Here is a 15425-nt window from a genome sequence, read left to right as displayed (position 1 = left end):
GGGTTCAGGTGAGCCGGTTCCGGGCCAGCGGGGGATTGCGCGCAAAGTAGGTGCGGATGCCCTTGACGATGGCGTCGGCCATCTGGTTCTGGTAGTTCTCGTCGCGCAGCTTGGCTTCTTCTTCGGGGTTGGAGATGAAAGCGGTCTCGATCAGGATCGACGGAATGTCCGGCGCCTTCAACACCGCGAAGCCGGCCTGCTCGACCGAACCCTTGTGCAGGCGGTTGATGCCGCCGATTTCGGCCAGCACCGACTTGCCCAGCTTGAGGCTGTCGTTGATCTGCGCGGTGGTGGAGAGGTCGAGCAGCACGCTGGCCAGTTGCCGGTCGTGCGAACGGACGTTGACGCCGCCGATGGTGTCGGCTTCGTTTTCCTTGTCCGCCAGCCAGCGCGCCGCCGACGAGCTGGCGCCTTTTTCCGACAGCGCGAACACCGACGATCCGCGCGCGGTGGGCTGGACAAAGGCATCGGCGTGGATCGAGACGAACAGGTCGGCCTGCACCTTGCGCGCCTTTTCCACGCGCTTGCCCAGCGGGACGAAATAATCGCCGTCGCGGGTGAGCATCACGCGGATGTTGGGGATGGCTTCGAGTTTGCCCTTGAGGCGCTTGGCGATGGACAATACGATGTCCTTCTCGCGGCTGCCGTTGCGCCCGGAGGCGCCGGGGTCTTCGCCGCCATGGCCGGGATCGAGCGCGATGGTGATGATGCGCTCGATTTTATCGGCCTTGCCGCCTTTCGATGGCGGGCGCACTTGCGCTTCGGCGGTCTTGACCTGCTCGCGCAGCTCGGCGCGCGGCTCGGCCTTGATGTCGGGCTTGAGCGCTTCGAGCTGCGCCTGCGGCGTGGGCTGCACCGCGATCGGCGGCTGGGCGGGCTGGGGCGGCAGGCCAGGTGCGGTAGGTTGCGGCGCCCCGCTGGTCCAGTTGCCTTCCTCGATCATGGCGGCAATCGGGTCCACTTCCTTGACCGGGTACAGGTCGAAAATCAGGCGGTGCTTGTACGCGCCGGCCGGCGCCAGGGTGAACACCTGCGGCTTGATTTCCTCCTTGAGGTCGAACACCAGCCGCACCACGTTGGGCCGGTTCTGGCCCACGCGCACTTGCTTGATGTACGGGTCGTTGGACTGGATCTTGGCCACCAGGCCCTTGAGCGTGGGGTTCAGTTCCAGCCCTTCGATATCGACCACCATGCGCTCGGGGTCCTTGACCATGAAGTGCGTGGTTTTCAGTTCGCTATCGTTTTCCAGCGTGACGCGGGTGTAGTCGTCGGCCGGCCACACGCGCACGGCCAGGATCTGCGCGGCGTAGGCGGGCAGCGGCGCAAACACGGAGAGCAGCAGGGTGGCGCCGGCCTTGAGGACGGTGCGGCGGTTGCGTACCACGGGCGTGAGTGGATCGCTCACAGCTTGGGGGCGAATTTGAGGCGTTGAAGGCATGAGGTACCCAAGGCGGTAGACGCCTGCAATTCTACATCACGGCCCGTGCCGGCCACGCTCAGATACAGGTCGATATCGGCTGGCGGCAGCACGCCTTCGGCCTTTTCGGGCCACTCGACGATGCAGATGTTGTCACCATTAAAATCTTCGCGGAAGCCGGCGTCGAGGAATTCCTCGGCGCTGCCCATGCGGTACAGGTCGAAATGGATCACGCCCACGGCGCGCCCGTCCAGCTGCACCTGGTACGGTTCCGACAAGGTGTAGGTGGGACTCTTGACCGTGCCCACGTGGCCGGCCGCGTGCAGCAGGGCGCGGGTGAGCGCGGTTTTACCCGCGCCCAGGTCGCCGTGCAGGTAGATCGTCAGGCCAGGCGCCAACGCCCGCGCCAGCGCCGCGCCGAGGGCCAGTGTGGCCGCTTCCTCGTCGAGATGGGCTTTAAAATGAGCGTGTTGGTCGGACATATGGGCTGCAAGCTCCTGCATCGAATAAAATGTAAGGTTATGGCGGGTTAGATCGCCAGCCATTGTAACCGCCAGCGTCCCCGCTTGTATTGTCTACCTTCCACGCCGATGTCCCTGTCCGAATCCAATTTAGCCGAACTGGCCCAGCGCATCAAGCACTGGGGCGTCGCGCTGGGCTTTGCCGAGATCCGCATCACCGACATCGACCTGTCGCATGCGGAGGCTGGCCTGCAGGCGTGGCTGGACGCCGGCATGCACGGCGAAATGGACTACATGGCCACCCACGGCATGCTGCGCGCGCGCCCGGCCGAGCTGGTGCCGGGTACGGTGCGGGTGATCAGCGCCCGCATGAACTACCTGCCGAGGGACACCGAAAACGACTGGCGCGAGCGCGAAGCGCGCCGGCTGGCGGACCCCGGCGCGGCCGTGATCTCGGTGTATGCGCGCGGACGCGACTATCACAAGGTGCTGCGCGCCCGGCTGCAACAGCTGGCCGATAAAGTGAAGGCCGAGATCGGCGACTTCGGCTACCGGGTGTTTACCGATTCGGCGCCGTTGATGGAATTGCCATTGGCGGAAAAAGCGGGCCTGGGCTGGCGTGGCAAGCACACGCTGCTGCTCAGCCGCACGGCCGGCTCGATGTTTTTCATGGGCGAGTTCCTGGTCGATCTGCCATTGCCGGTGGACGCCCCCACCAGCGGCCACTGCGGCCAGTGCCAGGCCTGCATCGTCACCTGCCCCACGCAGGCGATCCTGGGCCCGGGCCGGCTCGACGCCCGGCGCTGCATTTCGTACCTGACTATCGAACTGAAAAACGCCATCCCGCTCGAGCTGCGCCCGCTGATCGGCAACCGCGTGTACGGCTGCGACGATTGCCAGACCGCCTGCCCGTGGAACAAGTTCGCCGAGCGCGCGGTGCTGCCCGACTTCGACCAGCGCCACGGGCTGGGCGACGCGTCGATGATCGAGTTGTTCGGCTGGAGCGCCGAGGAATTCAACCGCAAGATGGAGGGCAGTCCGATCCGCCGCATCGGCCACGAGCGCTGGTTGCGCAACCTGGCGGTGGGCCTCGGCAACGCCGCAGCGGCCGGCGCCAAAGGCGATGCGGCGATCGTCGCGGCGCTGGAAGCACGGCGTGACGACCCGTCGCCGCTGGTGCGCGAACACGTGCAATGGGCGCTGGCCTGCCACGCCTGACTCGGCTACACTCGTGCGGTTTTCCTCTCGAGTTTTCCTCTCAAATAAGGGCCGTGCCGATGCAAACTTCCCGTTCATTAGTTTCGTTGTATCTTGCCGCAGCGTTCACCGTCGCAGCCCCCGTGGCCAGCGCCGCCAAGTTCGACGACTGGGCCAACCAGGTTGCCAGCGACAAGGTGCGCAAGGATCCCGAGCAAGCCACGCGCATCCAGTACTTCAAGGGCGCCGAGCAGGATAAGCTCGATGGCCTGCTCACGCCCAATACCCAGGCGTACCGCGCGGCAGAAGTGGCCAGCGCCAAGGCCACGCTGGCCAAACTGAACGCGATGGACCAGAAGACCATGACGCCGCAAGAACGGGCCGGCATGGCTACCATCGCCTGGAACCTGCAAGGCACCATCGACGGTGCGCCGTTCGAGGACCACCGCTTCGTGTTCAACCAGTTCACCGGCCTGCACGTGCAGCTGGTGAATTTCCTCACGCAAGCGCACCCGATCCGCAACCGCCGCGACATCGAGAACTACCTCGCGCGCCTGAAGGCTGTCTCGGGCAAGGTCGACACCGGCATTGTCCGCGCGCGCGACGCCGCCGGCCGAGGTTTTTTGATGCCCACCTTTATCACCAATTCGGCCATCGGCCAGCTCGATCGCTTCCTCGACGGCGGCGCCGACAAGAACGTATTCGTCACCACTTTTGCCCAGCGCATGGAAAAGGTCAAGGATGTCACGCCCGCGCAGCAGGCGAAGTTTGCCGCCGAGGCACGGGCCATCGTGGCCCAGTCGGTGCTGCCGGCGTTCGAGCGCACCCGCGCGCTGCTGCGCGAGCAGCTGCCGCGCACCACCGACGATGCCGGCCTGTGGCGCCTGCCCGACGGCGACAAGGCGTACGCGGTGGCGCTGCGCCAGATGACGTCATCGGACTACACGCCGCAGCAGGTGCACGACATCGGCCTGCGCGAAGTGGCGCGCATCGAAAAAGAGATGGATGGTTTGCTGGCCTCGATCGGCTACCGGGAAGGCTCGATCAAGCAGCGCATGGAAAAACTGGAAAAGGACTCGCAGCCCAAGGCCGACGCTCAAGCCGACCCTCGGCCAGCGCTGCTCGAGCGCTACACGGCCTACATGCGCGACGCCGAAGCGCGCGCCAAAACGCTGTTCGACCACGTACCGAAAGCGCCGGTGGAAGTGCGCCGCGAGCCGCCGTTTACCGAGAAGACGGCAGCGGCCCACTACAGCGGCCCGGCGCGCGACGGCACCTTGCCCGGCATTTTCTGGGCGCCGCTGCCGGGGCCCGAGTTCCGCATCGTTGGCATGCGCACGCTGGTCTACCACGAGGCGGTGCCGGGCCACCACTTCCAGATCGCACTGCAGCAGGAAAATACCAGCTTGCCGCGCTACCGCCAGGACCGCGTGTTCAACACGGGATCGGCCTTTACCGAGGGCTGGGCGCTGTATGCCGAACAGCTGGCGGCGGAAAACAACTGGTACGAGGGCGACACCGTGGGCCGCCTCGGCCAGCTCGACGCGGAACTGTTCCGCGCGCGGCGGCTGGTGGTCGATACCGGCCTGCACGCGATGAAGTGGACGCGCCAGCAGGGCATCGACTACGGCATTCCGGCAGCGGAAGTGGAGCGCTACGTGGTGATGCCGGGCCAGGCCTGCGCCTACAAGATCGGCATGCTGCGCATTCTCGATTTGCGCGCCAAGGCGCAGGCGGCGCTGGGCGACAAGTTCTCGATCAAGGGTTTCCACAACACCGTGCTCGATCTCGGCAACGTGCCGCTGTCGGTGCTGGAGCAGGCGGTGGACGAGTGGGTGGCCAGGCAGAAGGCCGCCTGACAGTTACTTGAGCAAGCCCGCCAGCTCCACGGCGGTCTTGACCTGCATCTTGTCGAAGATATGCGCGCGGTGCACTTCCACCGTGCGCATGCTGATGCCCAGTTCATCGGCCACCACCTTGTTCATCTTGCCGGCCAAAATCAGGTCCAGCACTTCGCGCTCGCGGGTGGACAACGTGGCCAGGCGCGCGTTCACCGCCGCCATTTCGCCGGCCTGGCGCGAGCCGGCCAGGCCTTCCTGCACCCGGTCCATCAACTGGTTGTCGTTGAACGGCTTCTCGAAGAAATCGAAGGCGCCGCGTTTCAGCGTATCCACCGCCATCGGTACGTCGCCGTGGCCGGTGAGGAAAATCACCGGCATGCGCGCGGTGAGGCTGCGCGTGGCCAGGTGGTCGAACACGGCCACGCCGTTCATGTCGGGCATGCGCACGTCGAGCAGCACGCAGTCGCCGCCGGGATCGAAATCGCCGCTGTCGACCTGCTGCAAAAATTGCAGTGCGCCCTCGTAGGCGCGCGAGACGATGCCGCGCGAAGTGGCCAGCCAGGTCAGCGCGTCGCGTACGACCGCTTCGTCATCGACGATATGCAGCATATGTTCAAATCTCCTCTGTCGCCACCACCGGCGCTGCCGGCAATACGAATGTGAATATGGTACCGCCCTGCGGATTGGCGCTGTAAGTGAGCGCGCCGCCGTGGAATTCTATCGCAGTGCGGCAGATGTTGAGCCCCATGCCCATGCCTTCGGACTTGGTGGAGAAAAACGGTGAGAACAAACGCTGCGCCACTTCTTCGGAAATGCCGTGGCCGCGGTCGATCACGGCCACGCTGACCTGGTTGGCCTGGGCGTCGTGGGACGCCACCACGGTGAGCAGGCGCTGGTGCGGCGGCACGTTCTGCATGGCGTCGATGGCGTTGCGGGTGAGGTTGAGCAGCACCTGCTCGATCATCACGTGGTCTGCCAGCACCGGCAGCAAGCCCGCTGGCAGCTCGGTCTGGAACGTCACGTAGCGCTGGCGTGCCTGCAGTTCGATCAGGGTGCGGATGCCGTCGAGCAGCGCGGGCAGGGCCACGGCCTGGCGCCGTGGCTCGCGCTTTTTGACGAAACCGTGCACGCTGCGGATGATCTGGCCGGCGCGCTGGGCCTGGGCGCTGGCCTGTTCCAGCGCCGGTTTTAACAAGGCGCCATCGACCGGCGTGCCATTGTCGGCGGCGCGGCCCAGCACGTTCAGGGCGCCCGTGGTGTAGCTGGAAATGGCGGCCAGCGGCTGATTGAGTTCGTGCGCCAGCATCGAGGCCAGTTCGCCCATGGTGGCCAGGCGCGCGCTCGATTGCAGCTTTTCCTCCTGCTGGCGATTGAGTTCCTCCACCCGCTTGCGGTCCGAGATATCGAGGATGGAGCCCATCCAGCCGGTCTGCTTGCCGTTGTTGTCCACCAGCGGCGCCTCGAATACCAGCACCGGTATGCGCTCGCCATCGGGGCGCTGGAAGAAGGTCTCGAACTGCGGCGTGACCTTGCCCGCCAGGACGGAGGCGAAGCGGCTCTGGTATTCCTCCATCGCCTCGGGCGCCCAGTAGGGCATCGGCGGCAGCCTGCCCACGATGTCCTCGGCCGGGTAGCCGACGATTTCGCAGAAGGCGGGATTGACGTACGTGATGCGGCCCTCGAGGTCACGCGCGCGCAGGCCCGTGACCAGGGAGTTTTCCATCGCGGTGCGGAACGACACCTGCTGGCGCAGCGCGCCTTCGGCCGCCAGCCGCTTGGAGATGTGGCCCCACAGCGCCACCAGGCTCCACAGCAGCCCGAGCGAGAGCACGATCACCGAGCCGACCAGCAAATTGGGCAGCAGCTTGGGCGCGCTCTTGACGCTGTCGGTCACCAGCCGCACCGAGGCGCCGGCCAGGTCCAGCGCGCGCTTGTGGGTGTACACGCCGTGGCCGGGGCCGGCGGCGGCGCGCCGCGCCAGCACCTTGTCGTCGCGGTCCACCAGCGTGACCTGGTTGTCTTGCGCGAACCACCACGGCACCATTTCGTCGAGCAGGGCGCTGGTGCGGTAGGTGGCCACCAGGTCGCCCAGGTACTCGTTGCCGCGATACAGCGGCACGTGGTAATCCATCAGCACCTCGGTGGGATCGGCGCCGGGGTCGCCGGGGCGCGCCTCGGGCTGGGTGTACATGGCGCTGCGGGTCTTGCGCGTCAGTTCCATGGTCGCCTGCGAGGCCGGCGACAGAGGCACGGCGGTCGGTTGCGCATCGCTGGTGGCAACCAGGTGGCCGTCGGGGCGCAGCCAGAACACGCGCAGCAGTTCGTTGCCGTTCTTGAGGATGCGCGCCATGCGGTCGTGCAGCTGGTCGTGCTGCAGGCGTCCGCTATTGATCTCCTGCCCCAGCTGGCGCAGGCTTTCCTCGTCGCGCGCCATCTGGAAGCGGATGGTCTGTTCCACCCACAGGGTGTCGGCGATCAGTTGCTCCTGGCGCTCGTTGCTCTCCATCTGGCGCGCCTGCCACGGCAGCCAGATCAGGATCGCCAGGAAAAACAGCACCAGCAAAATCGGCAACAGCCAGCGCAGCGCGGTACTCCGTTGCGGACGGGGCACGGCAAAGGGAGAAGAGAGCGGCTGGTTCATGCGGGGGCGTGGGATGGCTGTATGAGTCTGTATAAAAAGGCAAATATTGGCTTTGTCCGGGAGAATCGGTCAAACTACCGGCACAAGTGTATCGAAGTGTATCGTTAAATTCCGGAGACTCCATGAAACTGCGCCTCGTCCTGGCCGCTGTCGGTGCCGCCGTTGCATTCAGCGCGGTGTCGAGCCTGAATGCTTACGCCCAGGCCCCCATCGTCATCAAGTTCAGCCACGTGGTCGCGCGCGACACCCCCAAGGGACAGGCGGCCGAACGCTTCAAACTGCTGGCGGAACAGGCCACGAAGGGCCGGGTCAAGGTCGAAGTGTATCCGAACAGCCAGCTCTACAAGGATAAAGAAGAGCTGGAAGCCTTGCAGCTGGGCGCGGTGCAGATGCTGGCGCCGTCGCTGGCCAAGTTCGGCCCACTGGGGGTGAAGGAGTTCGAGGCGTTCGATTTGCCGTACATCTTCCCGTCCACGGCCATGCTCAACAGCGTGACCGAAGGACCGATCGGCCGCAGCCTGCTGAAAAAACTCGAAACCAAGGGCATTACCGGCCTGGCGTTCTGGGACAACGGCTTCAAGGTCATGTCTGCCAACAAGCCGCTGCGCAGACCGGCCGACTTCCGCGACCTGCGCATGCGTATCCAGTCGTCGAAAGTGCTCGACGCCCAGATGCGTGCGCTGGGCGCCAACCCGCAGGTGCTGGCGTTCTCGGACGTGTACCAAGCACTGCAGAGCGGGGTGGTGGAGGGCACCGAGAATACGCCATCGAATATGTATACCCAGAAGATGCACGAGGTGCAGAAGTACGTGACGGTCTCCAACCACGGCTACCTGGGCTACGCGGTCATCGTCAACAAGAAGTTCTGGGACGGCCTGCCCACCGACATCCGCCGCGCGCTCGACAACGCGATGAAGGAGGCGACGGTGTACGAGAAAGCCATCGCCCAGCGCGACAACGACGCTGCGCTGGCAGCGATCCGCAAGACCGGCAAGACCCAGGTGATCACACTGACCGCGCAGGAGCAGGCCGAGTGGCGTGCGGCCATGGTGCCGGTGCAGCGGGCGATGGAGAGCCGGATCGGCAAGGACCTGATTTCGTCGATTAACAGGGAAGCGGCACAGCCCACTGCCAGGCGCTAGATTATTGCGTCTTAGTCAAAAATATCGCACATTTGAGCTGCATCAAACGCATACCATAAAATTAGTCACTCTTCAGGAAATTCAATTTATTCTTAAAGTATCGGATCAAGGTTGTCATAAAAAAACTGTATTGCGGAGATAAAGATACGTTATGATTGCTCCGCTCTCAGGGATTTACGCATAAGTTAATGCGAACCTTGCACCAGAGCCCCGAATAGTCAGTGGGGAGTGAAGATAGAATCGGTGATCAAAAACCGGCGATCAATTGAGGAGACACACGTTTTACAGAATGTCGTTGCTTAGCCTCTGCAAGCCGCCACAAGCGTGCGTTAGGGTAGTTACCCGGGCAGACAAACAGGCAGGTAAATGGCCGGGAACGTGAAGCAGGATTTGGAAACGCACCTCAGGGTGCGTTTTTTTTTGTGCGCGCCCTTACAATGTTGCCGGGCGTGCGCGAAAACCGCGTGCGCAAGGCCGCCACCTCTCCCTTTCGTGTAGTAAATACGCAACATATTGGTGCATCAGCCCAAGCGGACACGACCTTTTTTGGTGCATTTGGATAGAAAAACTGTGACGAAAATACCACAAGCGTATGAAAATTTTTCTGCTGTCCTGGCCCTGCCGTTTGGCAAAATGGGCATCCGCACCGTGGCGGGGCAGATTACCGAGCTCTGTTATCTGCCGCCCCATGCTGAGGCAAAGGAACCTGCTGACGCCACCGCGCGCCTGGCTGCCGAGCAGTTACAGCGCTACTGCGCCGACCCGTCGTTTGTCTTCGACCTGCCGCTGCGCCCGGCCGGCACCGAGTTCCAGCGCAAGGTGTGGGACGCCATCAGCTCGATTCCTGCCGGCAGCATGCGCACCTATGGCGAACTGGCCAGGCATGTCGGATCGGCGCCGCGCGCAGTGGGCCAGGCCTGCGGCGCCAACTGGTTTCCGGTCGTGATCCCGTGCCACCGGGTGACCGCCGCCGGCGGCCTGGGCGGCTTTTCCAATAGCGACGACCCCAACGGCTACTTGCTGGGCATCAAGCGCTGGCTGCTGGCGCACGAAGGATCGAGCGAATACGCATGGCAACAGACAACCCTGATCTGATCGACGAGTTCTGCGACAGCCTGTGGCTCGAAGACGGCCTGTCGAAGAACACGCTCGACGCCTACCGGCGCGACATGCGCCTGTTCGCCAAGTGGCTGCAGTCGCAGCGGCCTGGCGTGGACGGCTTGCTGGCCGTGGCCGGCCACGATATCGAGGCCTACCTGGCGGCGCGCCATGCCGACAGCGGCAAGGCGACGTCATCGAACCGCCGGTTGTCGGTGATCAAGCGCTTTTACCAGATGCTGGTGCAACGGCGGCGCCTGAAGGACGATCCCAGCCTCAAGCTGGCGTCCGCCAAGCAGCCGCAGCGCTTCGTCCACACCTTGAGCGAAATTCAAGTGGAGGCCCTGCTGGGCGCCCCCGACCTGAACACGCCGCTGGGCCTGCGCGACCGCACCATGCTGGAACTGATGTATGCGAGCGGTTTGCGGGTGTCCGAACTGGTTGACCTGAAAATGCTCGAGCTAAGCATGAACGACGGCGTGCTGCGCATCACCGGCAAGGGCGCCAAGACGCGGCTGGTGCCATTCGGCGAGCAGGCGCGGTTGTGGATCGAGCGTTATGTGAAGGGCGCGCGCGGCGTAATCCTCAACGGCCAGGTCGATGATGCGCTGTTCGTTACCGGGCGCGGCGCGGCGATGACGCGGCAGATGTTCTGGGTGTTGATCAAGAAACACGCATTAAAAGCCGGCATCACCGTGCCGCTATCGCCGCACACCTTGCGCCACGCGTTTGCCACCCACCTGCTCAACCACGGCGCCGACCTGCGCGTGGTGCAGCTGCTGCTGGGCCATTCAGACATTTCCACCACACAGATTTACACCCACGTAGCCCGTGAGCGACTCAAGATACTGCATGCGGCGCATCATCCTCGCGGCTGAATTACTTGCGTTTGGCTCAAGTGCGTCATAATGTGGTCAGATGACTTACTAGAAGAGGTAGCAAATGGCAAAGACAAACTATTCGTACGAAAAACGCCAGCGTGAACTGGAAAAAAAGAAGAAAGCCGACGAAAAGGCGCGCCGCAAGGCAGAACTGAAGAGTTCGGGGCAGGAAGAGGGCAGCGAAGGCGCCGACGGTGCTGACGGCGCTGACGAGGATGAGGCTGAAGCGCCGAAAGAATAGTTTAACCCCGCACATATGGGGTCGGACCCCGTACGGGGTCCGACCCCGGCCTTACCGGGTTGCTGCCGTGCTCAAGTCAACGTCCGCCACGTCGTGGCGCCGCTTGAAGTACCGCACGCAGCGCTTGCCCAGGTTATCGAGGTAGGTGTACGCCACCGGTACCACCACCAGGGTCAGGATGGTGGACGTGATCACCCCGCCGATCACGGCGCGGCCCATCGGCGCCTGCGTCTCGCCGCCTTCCCCCATGCCGATTGCCATCGGCAGCATGCCGAACACCATCGCCAGCGTCGTCATCACGATCGGCCGCAGCCGTACCTGGCCGGCGCGCATGATCGCTTCGAACTGCCCCATGCCTTCCTGCTGCGCCTGGTTGGTAAAGTCCACCAGCAAGATGGCGTTCTTGGTCACCAGGCCCATCAGCATGATGAAGCCGATCACCGAGAAGATATTGAGCGTGCTGCCGGTGACCAAGAGCGCCACCAGCACCCCGATCAAGGAGAGCGGCAGCGACATCATGATTGCCACCGGCTGCAGGAAGCTGCCGAACTGCGAGGCCAGCACCAGGTAGATGAAGATCACCGCGATGCCCAGCGCCACCATGGCCGAGGTCATGCTCTCCTGCATTTCCTGGGCATTGCCACCGACGTCGAAGCGCACGCCGTCGGGCAGGGTGACGCTGTCGATGGCCTTCTTGATGTCGCTGTCGATGTCGCCGCCGGGGCGGCCCTGGGTGTTGGCGTAAATCGCCACCCGCCGTTGCAGCGCCTGGCGCTTGAGCACCTGCGGGCTGAACGCTGGCACGAAGTCCACCACCTGGCGCAGCGGCACCATCAGCGGCGCGCCGTCCGGCCCCAGCTTGCTTGACGCCAGCGACAAGTCGGCCAGGTCGGCCACCGTCTGCCGGCCCGACTTGGGCAGTTGCACATTGACTTCGTAGTTCTGGCCGTCGGCGGCAAGGAAGTGGCTGGTGGTGTCACCGGCCACGAACGGGCGCAGCGCCGTGCCGATCTGCTGCACCGTCAAACCGAGGTCGCTGGCGAGCTCGTTGTTGATCTTGATGTTGGTGGACGGGTTGGCGCCTTCCTGGCTGTATTCCAGGTCCACCACGCCGGGAATGGCCCGCATCTTGTCCATCAGCTGATGGGCCACCTTGTCGAGCTTGGCTTCGTCGGTGCCGAGGATGGCGATAAAGATCGGCTTCCAGCCCACCGACATGGTGATGCCGGCGATTTTATTCAGGCGCTCACGGATGCGGCGCTCCATCTCCTTTTGCGACGGCCGCTGGTGGTGCGCGCGGTCGAGCAGCTTCATGTCGATCTGCGCCGTGTTGCGGCCGTCCTGCGTACCCACCACGGCGATCACGCTGGCGATCTCCGGAAACGCCTTCAACGCCGCTTCCACCTGCTTGACCTTGCTGTCCGTGTATTGCAGGCTCGAGCCGACCGGGGTTTTCATCTGCAGGTTGACCCAGCCGTTGTCCTGCTCGGGCATCATCTCGCCGCCGATCATCGGCACCAGCAGCAGGCTGCCGGCAAACAGGGCAAAAGCGGCGGCCAGGGTGAGCTTGCGCCAGCGCAGCGCGCCCCCCAGCACCTTGCCATACACCACGTGCAGCCGGTCCACGCCGCCTTCGAGCCAATGCATCAAGCGGCCCAGCCACGGCGCATATTTGAAACGGTCCTTGACCGGGTCGGGCCAGACCGACGAGAGCATCGGGTCGAGCGTGAAGCTGACGAACAGCGACACCAGCACGGCCACTGCCACCGTGATGCCGAACTGCAGGAAGAAGCGCCCGATAATGCCCTGCATGAACGCCACCGGGATGAACACGGCCACGATGGCGAAGGTGGTGGCCATCACCGCCAGGCCGATTTCGTTGGTGCCGTCCTCGGCTGCCTGGTGGTGGTTCTTGCCCATGCCGAGGTGGCGCACGATGTTTTCACGCACCACGATGGCGTCGTCGATCAGCAGGCCGATGCACAGCGACAGCGCCATCAGGGTGAGCATATTGAGCGTGAAGCCGAAGAACTTCATGGCGATGAAGCTGGCCAGTACCGAGATCGGCAAGGTCAGCCCGGTGATGATGGTCGAGCGCCACGAGTGCAGGAAGAAGAACACGATCACCATGGTCAAGACCGCGCCTTCGACGATGGTGCGCTTGACGTTGTCGAGCTGGGCCTGCACTTTGACCGATTCGTCGTTGAGGACGGTGAGGGTGATGTCGGCGGGCAGTGTCTTGCGCAGGTCGGCCGCCACTTTCTGGATGCGCTGGCCCACTTCCACCACGTTGGCGTCCTGCACCTTGGTGATGTCGAGGATGACCGCGCGCTGGCCGTTCAGGCGCGAGATCGACATCTCTTCCTGGGCGCCATCGACCACGGTGGCCACCTGTTCCAGGTATACCGGGCCGTTGGCGCGGCGCGCCACGATGATCTTGTTGAAGTCGCGCGCCTGCTTCATCTTGCCTTCCACCCGCACCAGGCGCTCGTCGGCGCCCCGGCTGATCGAGCCGGCCGGCAGGTTGGCGTTGGTGGCGGTAATCGCATTGATCACTTCATCGACGCCGATCGCCTGCGCGGTCATGTCGGCCGGGCGCAGGTTGACCAGGATCTGGCGCGCGGCCATGCCGTTCAGGCGGACCTGGCCCACGCCGGCCACGCCCTGGAAGCGCTTGCCGATCACCTGGTCGGCCATGGTCGACAGGTCGCGCAGGTCGTGCGCGGTGGCAGTCAAGCCGATCTGCGCCACCGGCCGGCTGTTCTCACCCTCGAAGCGTACGATGAACGGATCTTTCGCCTCGCGCGGGAAGCGCGGGCGCACCATGGCGACCTTGTCGCGGATGTCCTGCATGGCCTTGTCCATATTGGTGGACAGTTCGAATTCCACATACACCGCGCCGCGGCCTTCCCACGAGTTGGCGCGCAGGGTCTTGATGCCGCTGACGGTGTTGACCGACTCTTCGATGGGCCGGGTGATGTCGTTCTCGACCGCCTCGGGCGAGGCGCCCGGATAATTCACTTCGATCATCGCGCCCGGGATTTCCACGTTGGGCATCGCTTCCATGCCCAGTTCGCGGTACGAAAACAGGCCCAGCACCATCAGGGCCACCATGACCATGGTGGCAAATACCGGGTGGCCGATGCTGATTTTGGTGATCCACATGGCTTAGCCTTTCTTCGGCTGGGCGGCGGCGGCAGTGGCGGCAGTGGCCGCAGCGTCGGCAGGCAGGCTGACCTGCGCGCCTGGCTTCACGGCAGGCAGCTTGGAGATAATCACCCGCGCGCCATCTTCCAGGCCGGCCAGCACCTGCGCCGTGCCGTCGTCGTCGTTGCGCAGGCCCAGCGTGACCGGTTGCGCTACCACCTTGCCGCCGGTGATGCGGTACACGACCTGGCGGCCTTTGTCGTCGCGCAGCGCGGCCAGCGGCACCACGGGCGCCACCTCGGCGCGGTCGGTGACGATGGCGCCCTTGGCGAACATGCCGGCGCGCAGCGCGGCGTCGTCGTTGCGCACAGCGATATACACCAGCAGCGCGCGTGAACCGGCCTCGGTGGACGGGTTGATGCGCGCCACCTTGCCGGTGAACTCGCGCTGCTGGTAGCCATCGACGCGGAACCGCACATCCTGGCCCACCCGCACGCGTGGAATTTCCGAGGCCGGTACCTGCGCCTCGAGCGTCAGTTCGGACAGGTTGACGATGCTGAACACCGGCATGTCGGGCGCCAGCTTTTCGCCGGCCTGCACGTGGCGCTTGCTGATGACGCCGGCAATCGGCGCGCGGATCACGCCGTCTTCGAGTGCAATGCGCGCGATAGCGACCATCGCCTGCGCCGACTTGACGCTGGCGCGCGCCAGTTCCACGCTGTTCTGGGTGGAGTCGTAGGCGTTTTGCGAAATGTATTTTTGCGCCAGCAGGGCGCCGCTGTTGCCTTCGTTCTTGGTGGCCATTGCCAGGCGGGCCTGCGCCTCATCGAGTTGCGCCTGCTGCTGTTGCAGCCGCGCGCGCAGGTCGGCCTGGTCGATGCGCGCCAGCACCTGGCCAGCGGACACGGCCATGCCTTCCTGCACGGTGGTAGCCTGCACCACGCCCGAGACCTTGGACTTGATGGTGGCCGATGAAAGGGGCGCCAGCGAGCCGGACAAGGGCAAACTGAGCGCCAGTGATCTGGCGGAAATGGCGGCCACGTCCGCGCTGCCGAGTTCCAGCACCGGCGGCTTTTCCGCCACCTTGGTGGCAGGGGCGCTGGCCGGGGCCGGGGTCGACGCCGCTGCTTGGTGCAGGGCGAACCAGGCGCCGCCAGCGACGATGGCCACAACAGCGGCGGCCAGCGCCGGCTTGCGCCATGCACGTGACGCACGTGCGCGGGCAGGGTGGAGGGGGATGGAGTGCGCGGCGGTCATGGTCATGGCGGTCTTCTGTTCTGGTTCAGGTGCAAAGGTTTCGCATGTTGGCACTGTAGTCATTTGCAAGAGGCCGGACGACCGCCGTGCGACGGTTGGCAT

General features: G+C 64.5%; 12 protein-coding genes. 6 read left to right on the top strand and 6 right to left on the bottom strand.

Annotated features, from left to right (window positions below):
- Nucleotides 1-4: 4 nt before the first annotated feature.
- Nucleotides 5-1438: an N-acetylmuramoyl-L-alanine amidase gene (locus tag DUPY_RS03695; protein WP_070246489.1), complete on the bottom strand. Its 1434-nt coding sequence runs from the start codon at nt 1436-1438 to the stop codon at nt 5-7.
- The gene (tsaE, locus tag DUPY_RS03690) at nt 1402-1899 is read right to left on the bottom strand and encodes a tRNA (adenosine(37)-N6)-threonylcarbamoyltransferase complex ATPase subunit type 1 TsaE (protein ID WP_070246487.1); all 498 of its coding nucleotides are present in this window, start codon (nt 1897-1899) and stop codon (nt 1402-1404) included. The genes DUPY_RS03695 and tsaE overlap by 37 nt, the downstream gene beginning before the upstream one ends.
- A 108-nt stretch (nt 1900-2007) precedes the next feature.
- Here tsaE and queG point away from each other — a divergent pair, with 108 nt between their 5' ends.
- A complete protein-coding gene (gene queG, locus DUPY_RS03685; protein WP_070246485.1) occupies nt 2008-3096 on the top strand; it encodes a tRNA epoxyqueuosine(34) reductase QueG in 1089 nt (362 codons plus the stop codon).
- A gap of 59 nt (nt 3097-3155) precedes the next feature.
- Complete coding sequence (locus tag DUPY_RS03680; protein WP_070246483.1) at nt 3156-4934, top strand: DUF885 domain-containing protein; 1779 nt, start codon at nt 3156-3158, stop codon at nt 4932-4934.
- A gap of 3 nt (nt 4935-4937) precedes the next feature.
- Here the strand turns inward: DUPY_RS03680 and DUPY_RS03675 are convergent, their stop codons facing one another.
- On the bottom strand, nt 4938-5525 hold the full coding sequence (locus DUPY_RS03675; protein WP_070246481.1) for a response regulator transcription factor: 588 nt from the start codon (nt 5523-5525) through the stop codon (nt 4938-4940).
- 4 nt (nt 5526-5529) lie between these two features.
- On the bottom strand, nt 5530-7557 hold the full coding sequence (locus DUPY_RS03670) for a sensor histidine kinase (RefSeq protein WP_070246479.1): 2028 nt from the start codon (nt 7555-7557) through the stop codon (nt 5530-5532).
- Between the two features lie 122 nt (nt 7558-7679).
- On the opposite strand from DUPY_RS03670, the gene DUPY_RS03665 reads away from it, so the two are divergent.
- The 4 genes from DUPY_RS03665 (at nt 7680) to DUPY_RS03650 (ending at nt 10919) form a co-directional block, all read left to right on the top strand.
- On the top strand, nt 7680-8699 hold the full coding sequence (locus DUPY_RS03665) for a TRAP transporter substrate-binding protein (protein ID WP_070246477.1): 1020 nt from the start codon (nt 7680-7682) through the stop codon (nt 8697-8699).
- Nucleotides 8700-9332: 633 nt separating this feature from the next.
- Nucleotides 9333-9794, top strand: a complete 462-nt coding sequence (locus tag DUPY_RS03660) for a methylated-DNA--[protein]-cysteine S-methyltransferase (RefSeq protein ID WP_070246475.1) — start codon at nt 9333-9335, stop codon at nt 9792-9794.
- On the top strand, nt 9770-10675 hold the full coding sequence (xerD, locus tag DUPY_RS03655) for a site-specific tyrosine recombinase XerD (protein ID WP_070246473.1): 906 nt from the start codon (nt 9770-9772) through the stop codon (nt 10673-10675). The genes DUPY_RS03660 and xerD overlap by 25 nt, the downstream gene beginning before the upstream one ends.
- A gap of 64 nt (nt 10676-10739) precedes the next feature.
- Entirely contained in the window at nt 10740-10919 is a 180-nt protein-coding gene (locus tag DUPY_RS03650) for a hypothetical protein (protein WP_070246472.1), read from the top strand.
- A gap of 51 nt (nt 10920-10970) precedes the next feature.
- Here the strand turns inward: DUPY_RS03650 and DUPY_RS03645 are convergent, their stop codons facing one another.
- Together DUPY_RS03645 and DUPY_RS03640 are read right to left on the bottom strand one after the other, a co-directional pair.
- Entirely contained in the window at nt 10971-14084 is a 3114-nt protein-coding gene (locus DUPY_RS03645) for an efflux RND transporter permease subunit (protein ID WP_070246470.1), read from the bottom strand.
- Nucleotides 14085-14087: 3 nt separating this feature from the next.
- Nucleotides 14088-15329 (bottom strand): efflux RND transporter periplasmic adaptor subunit, encoded by a 1242-nt coding sequence (locus DUPY_RS03640; RefSeq protein WP_070246469.1) that lies wholly within the window; start codon nt 15327-15329, stop codon nt 14088-14090.
- Between the last annotated feature and the right edge of the window lie 96 nt (nt 15330-15425).

It is taken from the genome of Duganella phyllosphaerae (assembly GCF_001758785.1).
GTDB classification, from domain to species: domain Bacteria; phylum Pseudomonadota; class Gammaproteobacteria; order Burkholderiales; family Burkholderiaceae_D; genus Rugamonas; species Rugamonas phyllosphaerae.
The sequence above is the reverse complement of the archived record's forward strand: the minus strand, read 5'-3'. Positions and strand labels throughout refer to the sequence as shown.

Bases quoted from the DNA above. Each gene is read 5' to 3' on its own strand.
- DUPY_RS03695 (WP_070246489.1), bottom strand. From the start codon at position 1,438: ATGCCTTCAACGCCTCAAATTCGCCCCCAAGCTGTGAGCGATCCACTC.
- tsaE (WP_070246487.1), bottom strand. From the start codon at position 1,899: ATGTCCGACCAACACGCTCATTTTAAAGCCCATCTCGACGAGGAAGCG.
- queG (WP_070246485.1), top strand. From the start codon at position 2,008: ATGTCCCTGTCCGAATCCAATTTAGCCGAACTGGCCCAGCGCATCAAG.
- DUPY_RS03680 (WP_070246483.1), top strand. From the start codon at position 3,156: ATGCAAACTTCCCGTTCATTAGTTTCGTTGTATCTTGCCGCAGCGTTC.
- DUPY_RS03675 (WP_070246481.1), bottom strand. From the start codon at position 5,525: ATGCTGCATATCGTCGATGACGAAGCGGTCGTACGCGACGCGCTGACC.
- DUPY_RS03670 (WP_070246479.1), bottom strand. From the start codon at position 7,557: ATGAACCAGCCGCTCTCTTCTCCCTTTGCCGTGCCCCGTCCGCAACGG.
- DUPY_RS03665 (WP_070246477.1), top strand. From the start codon at position 7,680: ATGAAACTGCGCCTCGTCCTGGCCGCTGTCGGTGCCGCCGTTGCATTC.
- DUPY_RS03660 (WP_070246475.1), top strand. From the start codon at position 9,333: ATGGGCATCCGCACCGTGGCGGGGCAGATTACCGAGCTCTGTTATCTG.
- xerD (WP_070246473.1), top strand. From the start codon at position 9,770: ATGGCAACAGACAACCCTGATCTGATCGACGAGTTCTGCGACAGCCTG.
- DUPY_RS03650 (WP_070246472.1), top strand. From the start codon at position 10,740: ATGGCAAAGACAAACTATTCGTACGAAAAACGCCAGCGTGAACTGGAA.
- DUPY_RS03645 (WP_070246470.1), bottom strand. From the start codon at position 14,084: ATGTGGATCACCAAAATCAGCATCGGCCACCCGGTATTTGCCACCATG.
- DUPY_RS03640 (WP_070246469.1), bottom strand. From the start codon at position 15,329: ATGACCATGACCGCCGCGCACTCCATCCCCCTCCACCCTGCCCGCGCA.